Annotated in this window: 15 protein-coding genes and 1 riboswitch; of the genes, 8 read left to right on the plus strand and 7 right to left on the minus strand. The window is 60.0% G+C overall.

What is annotated here, in order from left to right; translation table 11 throughout:
• Positions 1-12: 12 nt before the first annotated feature.
• Positions 13-2025 (minus strand): hypothetical protein, encoded by a 2013-nt coding sequence (locus QE435_RS12505; RefSeq protein ID WP_349041570.1) that lies wholly within the window; start codon positions 2023-2025, stop codon positions 13-15.
• A 224-nt stretch (positions 2026-2249) separates the two neighbouring features.
• Between QE435_RS12505 and modA the strand changes: the two genes are divergently transcribed.
• The 3 genes from modA (at position 2250) to modC (ending at position 5175) form a co-directional block, all read left to right on the plus strand.
• On the plus strand, positions 2250-3044 hold the full coding sequence (gene modA / locus QE435_RS12510; RefSeq protein ID WP_349041571.1) for a molybdate ABC transporter substrate-binding protein: 795 nt from the start codon (positions 2250-2252) through the stop codon (positions 3042-3044).
• Between the two features lie 359 nt (positions 3045-3403).
• The gene (gene modB, locus QE435_RS12515) at positions 3404-4105 is read left to right on the plus strand and encodes a molybdate ABC transporter permease subunit (RefSeq protein WP_349041572.1); all 702 of its coding nucleotides are present in this window, start codon (positions 3404-3406) and stop codon (positions 4103-4105) included.
• Entirely contained in the window at positions 4102-5175 is a 1074-nt protein-coding gene (gene modC / locus QE435_RS12520) for a molybdenum ABC transporter ATP-binding protein (RefSeq protein WP_349041573.1), read from the plus strand. Before modB ends, modC begins: the two co-directional genes overlap by 4 nt.
• Here modC and QE435_RS12525 read toward each other — a convergent pair.
• The 6 genes from QE435_RS12525 to thiC all read right to left on the minus strand — a co-directional run bounded on the left by QE435_RS12525 (position 5169) and on the right by thiC (position 10732).
• Positions 5169-5564: a winged helix-turn-helix domain-containing protein gene (locus QE435_RS12525; RefSeq protein WP_349041574.1), complete on the minus strand. Its 396-nt coding sequence runs from the start codon at positions 5562-5564 to the stop codon at positions 5169-5171. The two genes, modC and QE435_RS12525, sit on opposite strands and share 7 nt — an antisense overlap.
• A complete protein-coding gene (locus tag QE435_RS12530; protein ID WP_349042852.1) occupies positions 5561-6568 on the minus strand; it encodes a P1 family peptidase in 1008 nt (335 codons plus the stop codon). The genes QE435_RS12525 and QE435_RS12530 overlap by 4 nt, the downstream gene beginning before the upstream one ends.
• A gap of 400 nt (positions 6569-6968) precedes the next feature.
• Positions 6969-7742, minus strand: coding sequence for a thiazole synthase (locus tag QE435_RS12535; RefSeq protein WP_349041575.1), 774 nt, complete (start codon positions 7740-7742; stop codon positions 6969-6971).
• 3 nt (positions 7743-7745) lie between these two features.
• Positions 7746-7943, minus strand: coding sequence for a sulfur carrier protein ThiS (thiS, locus tag QE435_RS12540; protein WP_349041576.1), 198 nt, complete (start codon positions 7941-7943; stop codon positions 7746-7748).
• Positions 7912-8907, minus strand: a complete 996-nt coding sequence (gene thiO / locus QE435_RS12545; RefSeq protein ID WP_349041577.1) for a glycine oxidase ThiO — start codon at positions 8905-8907, stop codon at positions 7912-7914. Before thiO ends, thiS begins: the two co-directional genes overlap by 32 nt.
• A gap of 1 nt (position 8908) precedes the next feature.
• Positions 8909-10732, minus strand: a complete 1824-nt coding sequence (gene thiC / locus QE435_RS12550; protein WP_349041578.1) for a phosphomethylpyrimidine synthase ThiC — start codon at positions 10730-10732, stop codon at positions 8909-8911.
• Between the two features lie 106 nt (positions 10733-10838).
• Positions 10839-10950: riboswitch (TPP riboswitch) on the minus strand.
• A 176-nt stretch (positions 10951-11126) separates the two neighbouring features.
• Here thiC and QE435_RS12555 point away from each other — a divergent pair.
• The 5 genes from QE435_RS12555 to QE435_RS12575 are packed head-to-tail and all read left to right on the plus strand — an operon-like array spanning position 11127 to position 16940.
• A complete protein-coding gene (locus QE435_RS12555; protein WP_309771852.1) occupies positions 11127-11378 on the plus strand; it encodes an acyl carrier protein in 252 nt (83 codons plus the stop codon).
• Positions 11378-12559, plus strand: coding sequence for an acyl-CoA dehydrogenase family protein (locus QE435_RS12560; RefSeq protein ID WP_349041579.1), 1182 nt, complete (start codon positions 11378-11380; stop codon positions 12557-12559). The genes QE435_RS12555 and QE435_RS12560 overlap by 1 nt, the downstream gene beginning before the upstream one ends.
• Positions 12560-12563: 4 nt before the next feature.
• Positions 12564-13475 (plus strand): amino acid--[acyl-carrier-protein] ligase, encoded by a 912-nt coding sequence (locus QE435_RS12565; RefSeq protein ID WP_349041580.1) that lies wholly within the window; start codon positions 12564-12566, stop codon positions 13473-13475.
• A gap of 16 nt (positions 13476-13491) precedes the next feature.
• Entirely contained in the window at positions 13492-14478 is a 987-nt protein-coding gene (locus QE435_RS12570; protein WP_349041581.1) for a DUF1839 family protein, read from the plus strand.
• Positions 14475-16940: a glycoside hydrolase family 2 protein gene (locus QE435_RS12575; protein ID WP_349041582.1), complete on the plus strand. Its 2466-nt coding sequence runs from the start codon at positions 14475-14477 to the stop codon at positions 16938-16940. Before QE435_RS12570 ends, QE435_RS12575 begins: the two co-directional genes overlap by 4 nt.
• Positions 16941-17110: the final 170 nt, after the last annotated feature.

Raw genomic sequence — 17110 nt, forward strand, 5'->3', positions numbered from 1 at the left:
GTATTACCGACTCTATCTCTCCAAAGCGAGCGCCGCTGCTCTGGTTGCACCACCCGCGGGTTCCGAAAGACGTATACCCGCGACAACCAACGTATCGAGGGGAGGATCGTGACAAGGGATCTTATTTTGGAACCAGGTCAATCTATCGACATAGCGCTTTAAAGTCGGAGGCTGCTTCAAACGTGGTATCAAGCCTCGACTTGCGGCCTCTTCGCTATGGTATAGGGTTTCCTGGCTGTAACCAGTTGTTCCGCTTATACCGGAGTGAGCGCCCCCAATTACGATTGCGTTATCCCTGAGATAACCTGAAAGTGTGTGGAAGTCGCATACGAGGCAGCCATCGATCTCTAACGATAACCCATAACCTTGGTTGGTAAGCACCAACGGTTTTATCTCAACGGTCTGGCTCGCCGATAACCCAAAGTCTTCCCGATGTATATCGATGTTTTTTATCAACCAGTCTGCTTTTCTGATAGCCTGCTTAGCGGCATCCTCAAGCTTGTTACGATAGCGATGTTGCTCAATGGGCTCTGCCGGGGTCAAAAGGCATTTGACTTCCAAGACGAATATTAGGTTTTTTATCCGAAATGCTGCGTCTATGTCGCCTATCAAAGGGTCTCGCGGTTTGATCGGACGTAAGATAGATGCGAGGTCCTTTAGGATAGGATTATTCGCCAAGCACCTTGCAATCTCTTCCCGTACCCACACTTCGTAAGAGTTCCCGCGTTTAGCTCCTGCCAGGTTATCACTTAAGCCACCTCGCTCAAGCCACTGCTCAACTCTCCTCACGGGATTGCCTATTTCCAGCGGTGATCGACACATGAGCACCACATCGTCATCGGGTAGCTGAACGAGCGGCATAGACCACACCCCACGTCGGAAGTCTGACCCGTCATAAGTTAAGAAATCCATCGCTAATTCAGTAACCGCAGGTGACATGTTACAACTAGCAACAATTGCATTTCTAAGATTCGTTTTACGGCAAACCAAAGCCCAATCACGCAACGTCCTTACGTTGACCGGCCGATGGTCGGCGCATTTGTTTAGAAGTACACCGCAAGCATCTGAGATCACGCACCAAACTTTTTGCAGTTGATTACAGGACAACCCCAGCTTTGGAAGCGGGGCGTCTAAAAACATTCCGACATAAGAGTTCTCAACACTGGTCCACATATGGGTCTGCAGATAGGATGGAACCCGATTGTTAGCGCGCCCTATAACAAAATCTTTTCGCCGTCCTGGGCGACTCTCCTCACCGATGATGGTCCTAGATTGCGGACGGGCAATTTTCACGTTGGCCTTCTTAGCCGCATTTTCGGCTGCCAAGTCAACGAAACTATACTGTGTAGCAATTCCTTGTTGACGAAAGAGCCACGCGTGACGACGTGTTTCTGCAGCTTTGTCATTTGGCGATAACGTCAGTTGCGGGCCATCTCTGCGTAACCTCCAGTCAGACCAGAGACACTGTTGCCACAGTTTCGACATCGTCAATTCGAAGGTGAACGCGCGAAGAGCGGGAATGGCGATTTCAGTAAGATCGGGTACCAGAAGACTATTTTCGGTCGGACGTCCGAATGCTTGATGGAGCCAGACCGGAAGCGTATCGACTAAAGCGTCATTCAAGTCATCTGCTGGAAGAGCGTTTCCGGGCCGACCAGTCTTGATCAACCTTTGGCTCGCAAGGTTGAGATCAATGAATTCTCGCTTGCGGTCTTCGTGGCGCGCTCTCGACATGCGCTGCTGCAATGTGGCGTACTCTCGATTGGTCTGCGCAACCGCAACAAGTATCGCGTCTTTCCTGTTCAGTGGGGACAGTATTGTATCAGTATACTGGCGCGCTATTTTGATTTGTTCCCCGAACCAAATAGCAGATTGGGTCAACGCCAGATCACGCTCGCTCTTATCTTCTATTTCGGAAAGCGCATTTTTCCATTCTGATGCCTCAAAAGCACGGGCAGTAGGGTGTGCTAACCTATTCTTTTTGTTTTCCGTAGCTTTTGCAAACATCAATGACGAACGATGCATACTTAACTCTCAGTTGAACTAATTCGAACTACTACCTAATTGAGTTTTAGAAAAGCAGAAAATTGCTTGATTGGATATTAGCGAGAAACAACCGTGCTTACGGTGAGACAACCCGCTTCCATCATGATATCCAACACAAATAAGCGCTATATCCTTGCAAACATAACCCCCTTCCATTACCACCGATATATCCAACCAGATATCTCGCTTGAGGGGCAGCAATCATGACACTTCACCGCCGCATCATTCTGAAAACCGCAGCATGGGCCATCGCCGCCGCGTGCCTTGCGGCACCTGTCCTTTCCTCCCCGGCGCTGGCCGCCGAGAAGGTCACGGTCTTTGCTGCGGCCAGCATGAAGAATGCGCTGGATGCGGCCAATGCCGAGTTCGCCAAGGAGCGCGGCGATGAGGTGGTGGTGTCCTATGCCGCGAGTTCGGCGCTGGCGAAGCAGGTGGAGGCGGGTGCGCCGGCGGATGTTTTCATTTCGGCGGATCTGGCCTGGATGGATTATCTGGCGGGCAAGGGGCTGATCAAAGAGGACACGCGGAGCAATCTTTTGGGTAACCGCCTCGTTCTGGTTGCGCCTGCGGCAAATGCGAAGCCGGTGGAAATCAAGCCGGGGTTTGATCTTTCGGCTCTTATCGGCAATGGCAAGCTTGCCATGGGGGCGGTGGATTCCGTGCCGGCGGGCAAATATGGCAAGGCGGCGCTGGAGAAGCTTGGGGTCTGGTCCGCGGTTTCAGGCAAGGTGGCGGGGGCGGAAAGTGTGCGGGCGGCGCTGCTTCTGGTCTCGCGCGGGGAAGCGCCCTATGGCATCGTCTATCAGACGGATGCGGCGGCCGATCCCGGCGTGAAGATCGTCGGCACCTTTCCGCAAGATTCGCATCCGCCGATCATCTATCCCGTCGCGATGCTGAAGGATGCCAAAAGCCCGGCCGCGGCCGCCTATCTGGAATTTCTGAAATCGGCCAAGGCAGCGCCCTTCTTTGAGGCGCAAGGCTTTACGGTTCTGAAGTAAGGCAAAGGCGCGAGGTCTGAAACAGCGCGACGGGCTTTCACAGCCGCACCATCGCGTCGGCTCTGACCGCGTTTGCGCCGAAACGCTGCTCGTCTTTGGCTAGAGGCTTATCGCGATCTTTCCGATTCGCGCCCGACGCTCCAGGCCGTTGTTTTGCCGCATGTCGTGATCGCAAAACCGCTGCGCACTTTTGCGTGGACCATGCTTCAGAACCGGGCATCGGAATAAATCCTTAAAGCAAATCGCGCAAAGTTGCTCAGCGGTTTGCGAGAACGATAGGCGGTGAGATCGCAAGCGCCGGTCTCGCAAAAGTGGGGGGCGGCGTTGCGCCCCCGGCGCTTAAGAACAGGAATGGCAGTTTGGACTGGTTATCGCTGAGTGCGGAAGAATGGACGGCGATACGGTTGAGCCTTTGGGTCTCGACCGTTGCCATGCTGGCAAGCCTTCCCTTCGGCATTCTCATTGCGCTGGCGCTGGCGCGCGGGCGCTTCTTTGGCAAGTCGCTGCTGAATGGCATCGTGCATCTGCCGCTGATCCTGCCGCCGGTCGTCACCGGCTTTCTGCTTCTGATCCTCTTTGGCCGCAAGGGCGTGATCGGCGCGTTTCTCGATCAGCATTTCGGCATCGTCTTTTCCTTCCGCTGGACGGGTGCCGCCCTTGCCTGCGCCATCATGGCCTTTCCGCTGATGGTGCGCTCCATCCGCCTGTCGATCGAGGCGGTGGATCGCAAGCTGGAGGAGGCGGCGGGAACGCTGGGGGCAAGCCCGCTCTGGGTGTTCCTGACGGTGACACTGCCGCTCACCCTGCCCGGCATCATTGCCGGCATGATCCTCGCCTTTGCCAAGGCGATGGGCGAGTTCGGCGCGACGATCACCTTCGTCTCCAACATTCCCGGCGAAACGCAAACGCTCTCTGCCGCCATCTACAGTCTCACCCAGGTGCCGGGCGGAGATGCGGGCGCCATGCGCCTGACACTGGTGGCAATCGTCATTTCCATGGTGGCGCTGCTGGCGTCAGAATCTCTGGCGCGCATGGTGAGCAGAAGGGTGGCCGGGCCATGACGCTGTCCTTCAACGCCCGCCACAGGCTGGGCAGCTTCACGCTGGATGCGAGTTTTACCGCAGACAAAGGCGTGACCGCGCTTTTCGGCCGCTCCGGCTCCGGCAAGACCTCGGTGATGCGCATCATTGCCGGGCTGGTGAAGCCGGATGAAGGGCGGATCGAACTGGATGGCGCTGTGCTGGCGGATCGGCAAAAACGCATCTTCACGCCCGCGCATAAAAGGCGCTTCGGCTATGTGTTTCAGGAAGCACGGCTTTTTCCGCATTTGAGCGTGGAGCAGAACCTGCATTATGGCCGCTGTTTTTCTGGTGCGGGTAGCGATGCGGCCGCCACGTCCCATGTGATCGAGATGCTCGGCATCGGCGCGCTGTTGCAGCGGCGGCCGGAAAAGCTCTCCGGTGGCGAAAAGCAGCGGGTGGCGATTGGCCGGGCGCTCCTCTCCTCCCCCCGCATGCTGTTGATGGACGAGCCGCTGGCCGCCCTCGATGAGGCGCGCAAGGCCGAGATCATCCCCTATCTGGAACGGCTGCGCGACGAGACGATGATCCCCATCCTTTATGTCAGCCACTCGGTGAGTGAGGTTTCGCGCCTGGCAGACCAGGTGGTGGTGATGAAGGATGGCCGGATCGATGCCGCAGGCCCGGCCTCGGATATCCTCTCGCAGCCCGCCTTCAGCACCTATCTGGAGCGGCGTGAAGCGGGCAGCATTCTCTCCGGCACGGTGGAGGCCTTCGATGCCGCCCATCGGCTGGCGACGGTGCGTCTCGGCCAGACTGCGCTTCAGGTACCCGCGCAAAGCGCAGAGCCCGGCAAGGCGGTGCGCGTGCATATTCCGGCGCGAGACGTGATGCTGGCAACGGTGCGACCGGAGGGCTTGAGCGCGCTCAATATTCTCGAAGGCCGCATCACGGGCATCGCGCTGGCCGATGGCATGGCGCTGGTGCAGGTGGCGTGCCACGGCACCTTCATCCAATCGCGGCTAACAAGCCTTTCCATCGAGCGGCTGTCGCTCAAAGCCGGAAGCCCGGTCTTCGCCATCGTCAAATCGGCGGCACTTGATCCCTATTGAGACGGAGGGTCTAACGTCTTGCGATCGTCGGCTGCCCGGTTGGCGTCCAGCCAGTCGAGATCGGCCTGAAGCGCCTCGCGCATCCGCGCTTCCATGCCGCGAAAGCGCAGCAGAAGCTCTTCGCCAAAAGGCGTCAGCCCCGCACCGCCACCCTGCTTGCCGCCGCGCTGCGATTCGATCACCGGCTCTGTGAACATGTGGTTCAGCGCATCCACCAGCAGCCAGGCACGGCGGTAGGACATGTCCATGGCGCGTCCGGCCGCAGAGATGGAGCCGGTGGCAACAATATGCTCCATCAGCTCGATCTTACCGCGCCCCAGCCGCTCGCCCGGTGGAAAATCCACCCGCAGCACGGGCTTGAGAGGCGGGCGCGATGGCGTGTCGCTCATGGCTGCACGGCTCCGAAGCGATCCCGCCAGGACGGCTGCGCGCCCTCATCGGGAAGCGCGGTCGCCTCGAACACGCCGCGGGCAATGGCACGCGCCATGACAAGCGTAGCAAGATGGCAGAGTTCGGCAAAATCGCTCGGCTGCGAGAGCGGGCGTCTGCCCGTCGCGGCGGCAAACATCGTGTCGCCATCGCCGGAAAGATGCGAGGGCAGCACGGCGCGGGCAAGCCCATCATGCGCCAGGATCGAAAGCCGGTGCGCCTGCGCCTTGGTCAGCACCGCATCCGTCACCACCGCGCCAATGGTGGTGGCAATCGGCCTCATACCCTTAAAGCGCAACGCCGTATCGGACTCGGTAAACTGCGCTGGTAAGCCAAGCCCGCCAAACTCACTTTGACGCTCAAACGGGGCCGCCCAGAAGTGGCGCGTCGTACCCACCGTTACCGTGCCCATAGCGTTGACGGCGACGATGGCTGCGATGGTAATGCCGGATGATGTTTTGGCGCTGGCGGAGCCAAGCCCACCCTTCACCGTTGCCGTAGAGGCGCCGGTTCCAGCACCCACGGTGCCGAGCGCAAAGGGTTCGTTCGAGGCGGCCTTGAACGCCTCATACCCCATATCGCGGTAGGGCGAATGCAGCCCCCAATCCTTATTGCCGCCATTCAAAAGATCCATCAGGATCGCCTGCGGCACGATCGGCACGCGGGTGTTGCCCACCGGAAAGCCGCGCCCGACCTGCCGCAACCCCGCCTGCACCCCACCTGCCGCATCGAGCCCAAAGGCCGATCCGCCGGAAAGCACGAAGGCATCCACCGCCTCCACCGTCATCGATGGATCGAGAAGCGCCGTATCGCGCCCACCCGGCGCACCACCTAGAACCGAGCCGGAGGCAATCGCCGGTTCATCGAAGACGATGGCCGTCACGCCGGAGCCAAGCGCCAGATCGGTGGCATGGCCCACCGCAACACCGTCAATATCGGTCAGCAGATTATGCAAGGGCGGCATTCCTTCTGTTGTCATGCCGGTATCCCGCTGTGGGGGTGTGTTGTCAATGTGGGCTTAGGGTGTCGTGGTACGACGTGAACTCCGAGTTGCCTTTGGGGGAATGGCCTCTCCGTCACCACACTTCGGCTCTTTCGGTAACACACCGAGACGGACCGCACCCCCCTCTGTCCTGCCGGACATCTCCCCCTCAAGGGGGGAGATCGAACTGTTGCACCGTCTCGCCCCAAACTCCGGTGAGATAGGACATGCGAAGGGCTGCGCTTGCCGATCTCCCCCCTTGAGGGGGAGATGCCCGGCAGGGCAGAGGGGGGTATGCGGCAGATCCAAACCAGAACTTTAAACCCGACAGCAGTGGATCAAGTTCGGGAGGACGAAGGATGCACTCACCTTAAAAATAGCCTCACGAAAACACAGCCGTCCCAATCACCGGCGTCGACGGCACCGCCATATCACGCGGCTCCAGCATGCCGGAGAGAAAGGCCTCGCGCCCCGCCGTCACGGCTTTCGCAAAGGCACCCGCCATGATCACCGGGTTACCTGCACCGGCCACCGCCGTGTTCAGCAGCACCGCGTCATAGCCAAGCTCCATCACCGTTGCCGCATGCGATGGGCGGCCCAGCCCTGCATCGACGATCATCGGCACATCGGGAAAATGCGCCCGCATGGATTTGAGCGCGGTAAGGTTCAGCGGCCCCATGGCGCTGCCGATCGGCGCGCACCAGGGCATCAGCACCTTGCAACCCGCGTCGATCAGTCTTTCCGCCACCACTAGATCGTCGGTGGTATAGGGAAACACCTCGAACCCATCGTCTGAGAGCATGCGGGCCGCTTCCACCAGCGCGAAGACATCCGGCTGGAGTGTGTCGTGATGGCCGATCACCTCCAGCTTGATCCAGTTGGTCTTGAAAACCTCCCGCGCCATCTTGGCCGTCAGCACCGCTTCCTTGGCGGTGTGGCAGCCCGCCGTGTTGGGCAGGATGAGGCGGTCGAGTTCGCGGATCAGCTCGAAGAACTGCCCGCCCTTTTTGCCGCCTGCCGTTTCACGCCGAAGCGAAATGGTGAGGATATCGGTTCTGCTGGCGCGAATGGCATCCGCCAGAACGGCAGGCGACGGATAGCGGGCCGTGCCGAGCAGTAGCCTTGAGCTGACATCGCGATCATACAATCGAAACATGGTTCATCCTCCCTGCATGGGCGAAAGGATTTCGATCCGGTCGGAATCCTTTAAATGGAATTGCGGGCGATCCTCCACATGAACGAGATCGCCATTCACCGCCGTTGCCAGCCAGTCGCCCTCGAAATCGAGCGCGAAAAGAAGTTCTGACAGCGTGGCGGCGGAAAGATCATGCACTTCGCCGTTGACGTGGATCCGCATGGGATACCTCCTCTTGCTGAAGAAAATCGGCGGCCTGCCGCGCCATGGCAGGAGAGAGCAGAAAGCCGTGCCGGTACGCACCATTGATGAAGAGCGTTTTGCCCTCTTTCACAATGCGCGGAAGATTGTCGGGGAAGGCGGGCCGGATGCCGGTGCCGCTTTCGATGATTTGCGCTTCGCCGAAAGACGGGTGCAGCGCATAAGCGGCGTTCAGGAGCTCCATCATCGAGCGGGCGGAAATCGGCCCCGCCTCCTCCGTCTCGATCATCGTCGCCCCCACCATGAAGCGCCCCGGCTCACGCGGGACGATGTAGAGCGGGATGCGCGGATGGAGGAGCCGCACCGGGCGCGACAGCGAAACCTCGCCGGTCGCGAGATAGAGCATTTCGCCGCGCACGCCCCGAAGTCCCGAGAGCGAGCCCACCCGCGTATGGCCGGTACAATCGACGATGCGGTCGAAGCCGCCTTCATCGATTGCCTCACCACCCAGATGGAAGACCACGCCGCTTTCCAGCAAACGCCGATGCAGCGCCACCATCGCCAGCCGCGGATCGAGATGGCCTTCGCCCTCGAAGAACAGCCCATGGCGGAAGCGCCCGACAAGGTCCGGCTCCAGCCCCGCGATCTCCTCCTCATTCACCACGCGGTAGCCGCTGGTGCGGGAGGCAAAGCGCGAGAGTTCCGCTTTGTCCCGTGCGTGTGCGACTACCAGCGTACCGTGGCGTGTGACGAGGCCGGGCGTGGCCTCCTCCCACCAGTCGAGCGCCGACTGTCCGAGGTCGAGCACCGCCTGTTCGGCGCTCTCCCTTTCGCACCAGGGCGCCAGCATACCGCCGGCAAACCAGGATGCGCCGCGACCGATCTGAGGGGCGGTGTCGAACACCGCCACTGCAAGACCGCGCCGCGTCAGCTCAAGGGCAGCCGTCAGACCGGCAACGCCTGCCCCTTTGATGAGAATGCGCATCTCATTCACCGGGAACCGGCTGTTCCAGCGGCATATAGAGATCGCCACCCTGGCGGAATTTCTCCGCCATTGCCTCCAGCCCCTCCTTCTGGGCTTCGGCGCGAATATCGTGGGAAATGCGCATGGAGCAGAATTTCGGCCCGCACATGGAGCAGAAATGCGCAACCTTGTGCGCTTCCTTCGGCAGCGTCTCGTCGTGATAGGAGCGCGCCGTTTCCGGATCGAGCGACAGGTTGAACTGATCCTCCCAGCGGAATTCGAAGCGTGCGCGAGATAGGGCGTCGTCGCGCAGCTGCGCCGCCGGATGCCCCTTGGCGAGATCGGCGGCATGCGCCGCGATCTTGTAGGTGATGACACCGACCTTCACGTCGTTTCGATCCGGCAGGCCCAGATGCTCCTTCGGCGTGACATAGCAGAGCATCGCCGTGCCGAACCAGCCGATCATCGCCGCACCGATGCCCGACGTGATGTGGTCGTAACCCGGTGCGATATCAGTCGTCAGCGGTCCAAGCGTGTAGAAGGGTGCCTCGCCGCAGGTCTTCAACTGCTTGTCCATATTCTCCTTGATCTTGTGCATCGGAACATGGCCGGGGCCTTCGATCATCACCTGGCAATCCTTCGCCCAGGCGATCTGCGTCAACTCGCCAAGCGTCTCCAGCTCGGCAAATTGCGCGGCATCGTTGGCGTCGGCAATCGAGCCCGGACGCAGGCCGTCCCCCAGCGAGAACGACACGTCGTATGCGCGACAAATGTCGCAGATCTCGTCAAAATGCTCGTAGAGGAAGCTTTCCTTGTGGTGATGCAGACACCACTTGGCCATGATCGACCCGCCGCGCGAGACGATGCCGGTAACGCGATTGACGGTCAGCGGAATGTAATGCAGCCTGACCCCGGCATGGATGGTGAAATAATCCACGCCCTGCTCGGCCTGCTCGATCAGCGTGTCGCGGAACACCTCCCAGGTCAGATCCTCGGCAATGCCGTTGACCTTCTCCAGCGCCTGATAGAGCGGCACCGTGCCGATCGGGACCGGCGAATTGCGGATGATCCATTCGCGGATATTGTGGATGTTGCGCCCAGTGGAAAGGTCCATCACCGTATCCGCACCCCAGCGCGTGGCCCAGACCATCTTCTCCACCTCTTCCGCCATGGAGGAGGTGACGGCGGAATTGCCGATATTGGCGTTGATCTTCACCAGGAAATTCCGCCCGATGATCATCGGCTCGGCTTCCGGATGGTTGATGTTGGAGGGGATGATGGCGCGCCCGGCCGCCACTTCCTGGCGAACGAATTCCGGCGTCACATGATCTGGAATATGCGCGCCGAAGCTTTCGCCATCGCGCACAAGCTTGTCCTGCGCCGCCTCGCGTCCGAGATTTTCGCGGATGGCGATATACTCCATCTCCGGCGTGATGATGCCCGCCCGCGCATAGGCCAGCTGGGTGACGGCCTTTCCATCCCTGGCCCGCAGCGGCTGGTTGCGCACCGGAAATTCCGGCGTCAGTCGCTCGCCGGTGGCAAAGCCATTGTCTTCCGGCTTCACATGCCGGCCCTCATAGGCTTCGACATCGCCACGCGCCAGAACCCATTCCTGGCGATGGCGCGGCAAACCGGCATCGATGTTTACCAGATGCGAGGGATCCGTATAGGGACCGGAGGAATCATAGACGGTCACCGGCGGTTCACCGGCGGTGGGATGGACCGCAATTTCGCGCATCGGCACGCGGATATGCGGGTGGAGAATGCCGGGCTTGTGCACCTTGGTGGAAGCGGGCAACGGACCTGTGGTGACGGTGGGGGTGAGGTTTTTAGCGGCAATGTTCATCGTGAGGCTCCAAAGCAAAACAGTGGAGACCCAGTTCGAGCATGAAGACGAAAAGCGCGGGATAGAAATGATGACGGTTCCCCGGCGTGAAGCCGGTTCTGCCAGAATGCCCGCGTTTGCACCGTCCCTACGCCAGTATGAACTGGATCAGGTTCAACGGGTCACTGCGCGCTCTAGCAGTATCTCAGCCCCTTGCCGGGACCCCCCTGGTGAATGGCGCAATCAAAAACCTCATGGGGCCGATTGTCAAGCTGGCTGTCGGTTGCGCTGAAACTGAATAGCGCACCAAGCAATGTCACCGGAAATTAACCCCACCATTTATAACAATGTTATGTTTTTAAATGTAACTCAGAAGTTATGCGATAATGACTCCAGTTAAAGGGAGATACTTGAGATGAATTCTACTATCCGTGACGTATTGGCAAAATTCGGCCAGCTTCCCGTTTCCGTCGACACGATTGCCGATGACGCCGATCTTTATGCGGTAGGACTGTCCTCCTTTGCCTCGGTGCAGCTGATGCTCGGACTGGAAGAAGCTTTCGACATCGAGTTTCCCGACAGCATGCTGAACCGCAAATCCTTTGCCAGCATTGCCGCCATCGAAACCACGGTCAAAGCCATTCTCGACGGGAAAGAGGCTGCCTGATGAACCTCGCCGTCGCGCCTCACCGTGAAGCACTGAGCGCCCGGGCGGCGCGCGTGGCGGCGATTGCCGCAAAACATGCCGATGCGGTGGATACCGAAGGCCGCTTCCCGAGAGAGGCCGTCGACGCGCTTCGCCAGGAAAAGCTGCTCGGCATTCAGGTGCCGGTTCACATGGGCGGCGAAGGTGCCACCATGCTGGAGCTTGCCGATATCTGTTCCATTCTGGGACAGTCCTGTTCGGCCACGGCCATGATCTACGCCATGCACCACATCAAGGCTTCAAGCCTTGTGGAACACGGCGAAGACAGCCAATGGCACAGCGCCTTCATGCGCCGCCTTGCCTCCGAACAATTGCTGCTCGCCTCCGCCACCACCGAAGGCGGCATTGGCGGCAATCTTCGCAATTCCATCTGCGCCATCGAAGTGGATGGTGGCACCTGCCGCCTGGAAAAAGACGCGACCGTTATTTCCTATGGCAGCGAAGCCGACGCCATTCTCATCACCTCGCGTTCCCACAAGGATGCCGCTCCCTCCGATCAGGTGATGACGGTGTTTTTGAAGCACCAATACAGCCTTGAGCGCACCCATGTCTGGGATACGCTCGGCATGCGCGGCACCCGCTCCGACGGTTTCCTGTTCAAGGGCGAGGCTCCGGCCGAACAGATCTTTCCCAAGCCCTTTGCCGAGATCGCGGCCCAATCCATGCTCGCCACATCGCATCTTCTGTGGAGCGGCGTCTGGTATGGCATCGCGTCGGATGCGGTGGCACGGGCGCAAAGCTTCGTGCGCGCCGCCGCCCGCAAATCCCCAGGCTCTGCGCCGCCCGGTGCGCTGCGTCTTGCCGAAGTGTCGAACAAACTGCAGATCGTCAAATCCAACGTGATTGCCGGCATCAAGGCCTATGAGGAAACGAGAGCCGACCCGGACAAGCTGATGTCGATGGGCTTTGCCGTTGCCATGAACAACGTCAAGATCTGCTCGTCCGAGACCATTCTCGAAATCATCGACCATGCCATGCTGATCTGCGGCATCATGGGCTACAAGAACGGCACGCCCTATAGCCTTGGTCGTCATCTGCGTGACGCACATTCCGCCCGGCTGATGATCTCCAACGACAGAATTTTGAGCAATTCCGCCAATCTCCTGCTGGTTCAAAAGCAGGATACCAGCCTTTTGAGGTAGGACCATGGACGCACAAACATCTTTCCTCGACAGGCTCTTCGACAAGGGTTTGCTCATCGATACCGGCGTGGACGGTCTCTATGGCCGTAGCGGCCAGTTCGAGGACGTCATCACCGGTCTCGAAAGACTTGTCAGCAAGGTGGGCGGCGGCGACAAGGCCGAAGCGATCCGCTTTCCGCCCGGCATCAACCGCGCTTACTTCGAAAAGAGCGGTTATATGAAGAGCTTCCCGCAGCTTGCCGGCACCGTCCATTCCTTCTGTGGCTGCGAGCTTGACCACATCAAATTGCTGAAGTGCATGGATGAGGGCGGCGATGACTGGGCGAAAGACCAGAAGATCACCGATATCGTGCTGACCCCTGCCGCCTGCTATCCGCTCTACCCGACCATTGCCAAGCGCGGCAATTTGCCCGATGGCGGCGGTCTTTACGATATTCAGTCCTACTGCTTCCGTCACGAGCCTTCCAAGGACCCGGCGCGTCAGCAGCTCTTCCGCATGCGCGAATATGTGCGCATGGGCACGGAAAGCGATGTCACCGATTTCCGCCAGCTGTGGATGGATCGCGGCGTGGCAATGATGGAAGGCATCGGCCTCGACGTGAAACTCGATATCGCCAACGATCCCTTCTTCGGCCGTGCGGGCCGGATGCTGGCCAACAATCAGCGCGACCAGAACCTGAAGTTCGAGCTGCTGATCCCCGTTACCTCGTCCACCAACCTGACCGCCTGCATGAGCTTCAACTACCACCAGGACGCTTTCGGTGCGAAATGGGGTCTCAATCTCGCGGACGGTTCCGTGGCCCACACCGCCTGCGTCGGCTTCGGCCTGGAACGTCTGGCGCTTGCACTCCTTGCCAAGCATGGTCTTGATGTCGATCAATGGCCGCAGTCGGTTCGCGATACGCTATGGAACTGAGGCCTAAGAGGTACGCATGACGGCAATTTTTCCGGCCTTGAGCCCTGAGAGCCATGTCCCTCACCTGCTCCACGCATCCGACAGGATGTGGCCGGAAACCAATTGCTTTGTCGATTTGTGGATCGAACTTGTGGCTGCCTGCGGCCTCCCGCCGGAAGCCATGTTCGGATTTACCCTGACGCAGGACTTTGAAGGCGACCACTTTACCTTCTTCAAGATGCCGCTCGAGGATCTCGAGGCGCTCTACGGCATCCGCTCGACAGAGCTTGCGATCTTCGACAATGTCGAAACCCATATCGAAACGCAGCTGAATCGTGCCCGGATTTCCCTGATCGAGGTGGACAGCTTCTACCTGCCGGACACGCATGGGGTCGGCTACCGCAACGATCATGGCAAGACGACGATTGCCATCAACCGCATCGACCGCGCCAATCTCAAGCTCGATTATTTCCACAATGCCGGCTACTTCGCGCTGGAAGGCGAGGACTATGCGGGCGTGTTCCAGCACCACTTGAAAGAAGGCGAACCGCCCTTCCTGCCCTATGCGGAGTTCGCCAAATTCCCGGAAAAGCCGGTCCCCGAAGAGCGCCGCTGCGCAGTTGCAGAGCGCCTGCTGGTGCAGCATTTTTCCAGACGACCGGCGGACAATCCCATCCGGGCCTTCTCGCAGGTTTTTCCGGCACAGGTCGAAAAGGTTGCCAACCGCCCCTTCGGCTTCTTTCACAAATACGCCTTCAACACGCTGCGCCAGCTCGGCGCCAATTTCGAGCTTGCGGCCAGCCACCTGCAATGGCTCGCGGGACCACAGGCTTTCGATGACGCAGCGGCAGAGGCGCTGAAGATCGCCGAAGTGGCAAAGACGGTGCAGTTCCAGCTGGCTCGCGCCGTGGCGCGGCGTAAATTCGAGCCGCTTGCGACTGCGCTCGATCCCGCGGCTGACGCCTGGGACGCGCTGATGACGAAGCTTTCCGCCCATCTCGACGACGCCAGCGAGGCCGCGTGAGCGCGAGCCTTCGAAATGACGCCCTCCCCGGTCAGTGGCTGAGGGAGGGTTGGACGCTGACATTGACGCAAGCCGGCGCCTGCGAGCGCCCATCCGGCATTCCGGCTGATGCGGAACGCTTCGATGCACCCGTTCCCGGCACGGTGGCCGAAGCTCTGGAGAAGGCTGGCCGGTTCGACCGCTTCGATCCGAAGCCCCTCAACCATCTCGACGCCTGGTATCGGCTGCGGCTTGAAACCGAAAAACCGCAGACGGCGACGCTGCATTTCGATGGGCTTGCCACCATCGCCGATCTCTATCTGAACGACGAGCTTATCGCGCACTCGACAAGCATGTTCGAAGCGCTGGAGGTTGCCGTCACGCTTTCCGGCACGGACGAGTTGGCGATCTGCTTTCGTGCGCTCAAACCGCATCTGGAAAAGACCGGTCCCCGCGCCCGCTGGCGTCCGCAAATGATGTCGACGCAAGGCCTTCGGCTGGTCCGCACGACGGCGCTCGGTTATATGCCGGGCTGGTGCCCGGAGATCCACGCAGCAGGGCCATGGCGGTCGATCCGGCTGGTGCGCGATGGCAACGCGGATTTCGACCTCACTGCCTTCACTAACGAGTTGACGGAAGACGGCACCGGCATCATTCGCGTGACTGTCGAAGCGGCTGCGTCGTCTACCCTCGAAATCGGCTGCGGCGCTCGCTGGCAAAAGCTTGCGCCGGTCTCCGACGGAACCTTCTCCGGCGAACTACGCCTTCCGGCCATAGAGCCCTGGTGGCCCGCCACCCATGGCACGCCCACGCTGCACGAGGTTTATCTTCGCGTCGACGGCAAGACGCACAGGCTTGGCAAAACCGGCTTCCGCCGCATCGAGATAGACCATGGCGCAGATGGCAAAGGCTTTGGCCTGACGATCAACGGCGTGCCGATCTTCTGCCGGGGTGCCGTCTGGTCCAACGCCGATATCGTCCGTCTTCCCGGCGCGAAAGAGGATTACGAGCCGTGGCTGCGGCTTGCCGCAGAGGCGGGCATGAACATGATCCGCATTGGCGGCACCATGGCCTATGAGACCGGAGATTTCTTCAGCCTCTGCGATCAACTCGGCCTGATGGTCTGGCAGGACATGATGCTCGCCAATTTCGATTATCCGGCAAAGGATGAAAGCTTTGTCGCCCATATCGAAAAGGAAACGGCAGACCTCCTGGCCAATACCGCTCTCTCGCCTTCTCTTGCCGTGATCTGCGGCGGCAGTGAAATGTACCAGCAAGGCGCGATGCTGGGTCTCAGCGAATCCTTCTGGAAAGGACCGCTCACCGAGGAGATGTTGCCTCGCTTCATCAAAGCCCGTCGCTCCGATATCGCCTATGTGCCGAACTCGCCCTTTGGCGGCGCGCAGCCTTTCTTCACCGATGAGAAGGTCGGTCACTATTACGGTGTGGGCGCCTATTGCCGACCGCTGGACGATGCGCGGCGCGCCGATGTGCGCTTTGCGGGCGAGTGCCTCGCCTTCGCCAATGTGCCACAACAGAAGACGCTTGATCGGCACCTGCCCGTTGCCGCCGTTCATCATCCGGTGTGGAAATCCCGCGTACCGCGCGATCGCGGTACCTCCTGGGATTTCGAGGATGTGCGCGACCATTATCTGAACCTCCTCTATGACCTCGACCCGTCGCGGACGCGGCGCGAGGATGGCGAGCGCTATCTCGACCTCTCGCGAGCGGCGGTTGCCGAGGTGATGGAAGCGACCTATGGCGAATGGCGGCGCAACGGCTCCTCCTGCCAGGGTGCCATGGTACTGACCCTTCAGGACCTCGTGCCGGGTGCTGGCTGGGGCGTGATCGATTCGACTGGCGAACCGAAGTCGGCCTGGTACGGGCTGAAGCGCGCCTTTCGCCCGGTGCAATTGATCCTGACCGATGAAGGCACCAACGGCCTTGCCATCCACGTCGTCAACGAGACGGCCGAAAGCCGAAACCTCACCGTCGAGATCGCCTGTCTGCGCGATGGGCTGCAACCCGTCGTCCGCGGCCAGAAGCAGCTCGATCTTGCACCGCGCTCCAAGGCAAGCCTTGCCGCCACCGATTGTTTCGGCGCTTTCTTCGACACGACTTACGCCTATCGCTTCGGTCCACCGGCGCATGATGTGAACGTCGCCAGACTAAAGGACGCCGTGACGGGAGAGCTGATTGCAGAAGCCTTCCATTTCCCACGCGGCCGCGCAGCTGCACTGCATGCCGCCAACCTGACGGCAACGACAGAGCAAGAAAACGGGCAATGGTTCCTGACGCTGACGACGGACCGGCTGGCCCAGTCGGTCAGTATCCGCGCCGATGGCTTCCGCCCAGCCGATGACTGGTTCCATCTGGCCCCCGGCGAGGCCAAGACCATCGCACTGATCGCTGAGGAGAATGTCCCTGCCGAGCCCCATGGCGAGATCCGGTCGCTCGGCTCACGTCAGCATTTTCGGTTTTAGAGCGCTTCCTTATTCAATGGGTAGGTTCTGGCGGAGCAGGTTTTCGTCAGGGCAAAGGCGATTGGCGAAGGGCATACCCCGAAGGTACGGTCGAGCCGATCGCCATTGAGCCTGGCGGAAAGATGCCCGACAGAACCTCCCCCATTGGACAAGGAAGCGCTCTCAAAAAA

The organism is Agrobacterium sp. SORGH_AS 787 (genome assembly GCF_030819035.1).
Taxonomy (GTDB): Bacteria; Pseudomonadota; Alphaproteobacteria; order Rhizobiales; family Rhizobiaceae; genus Agrobacterium; species Agrobacterium larrymoorei_B.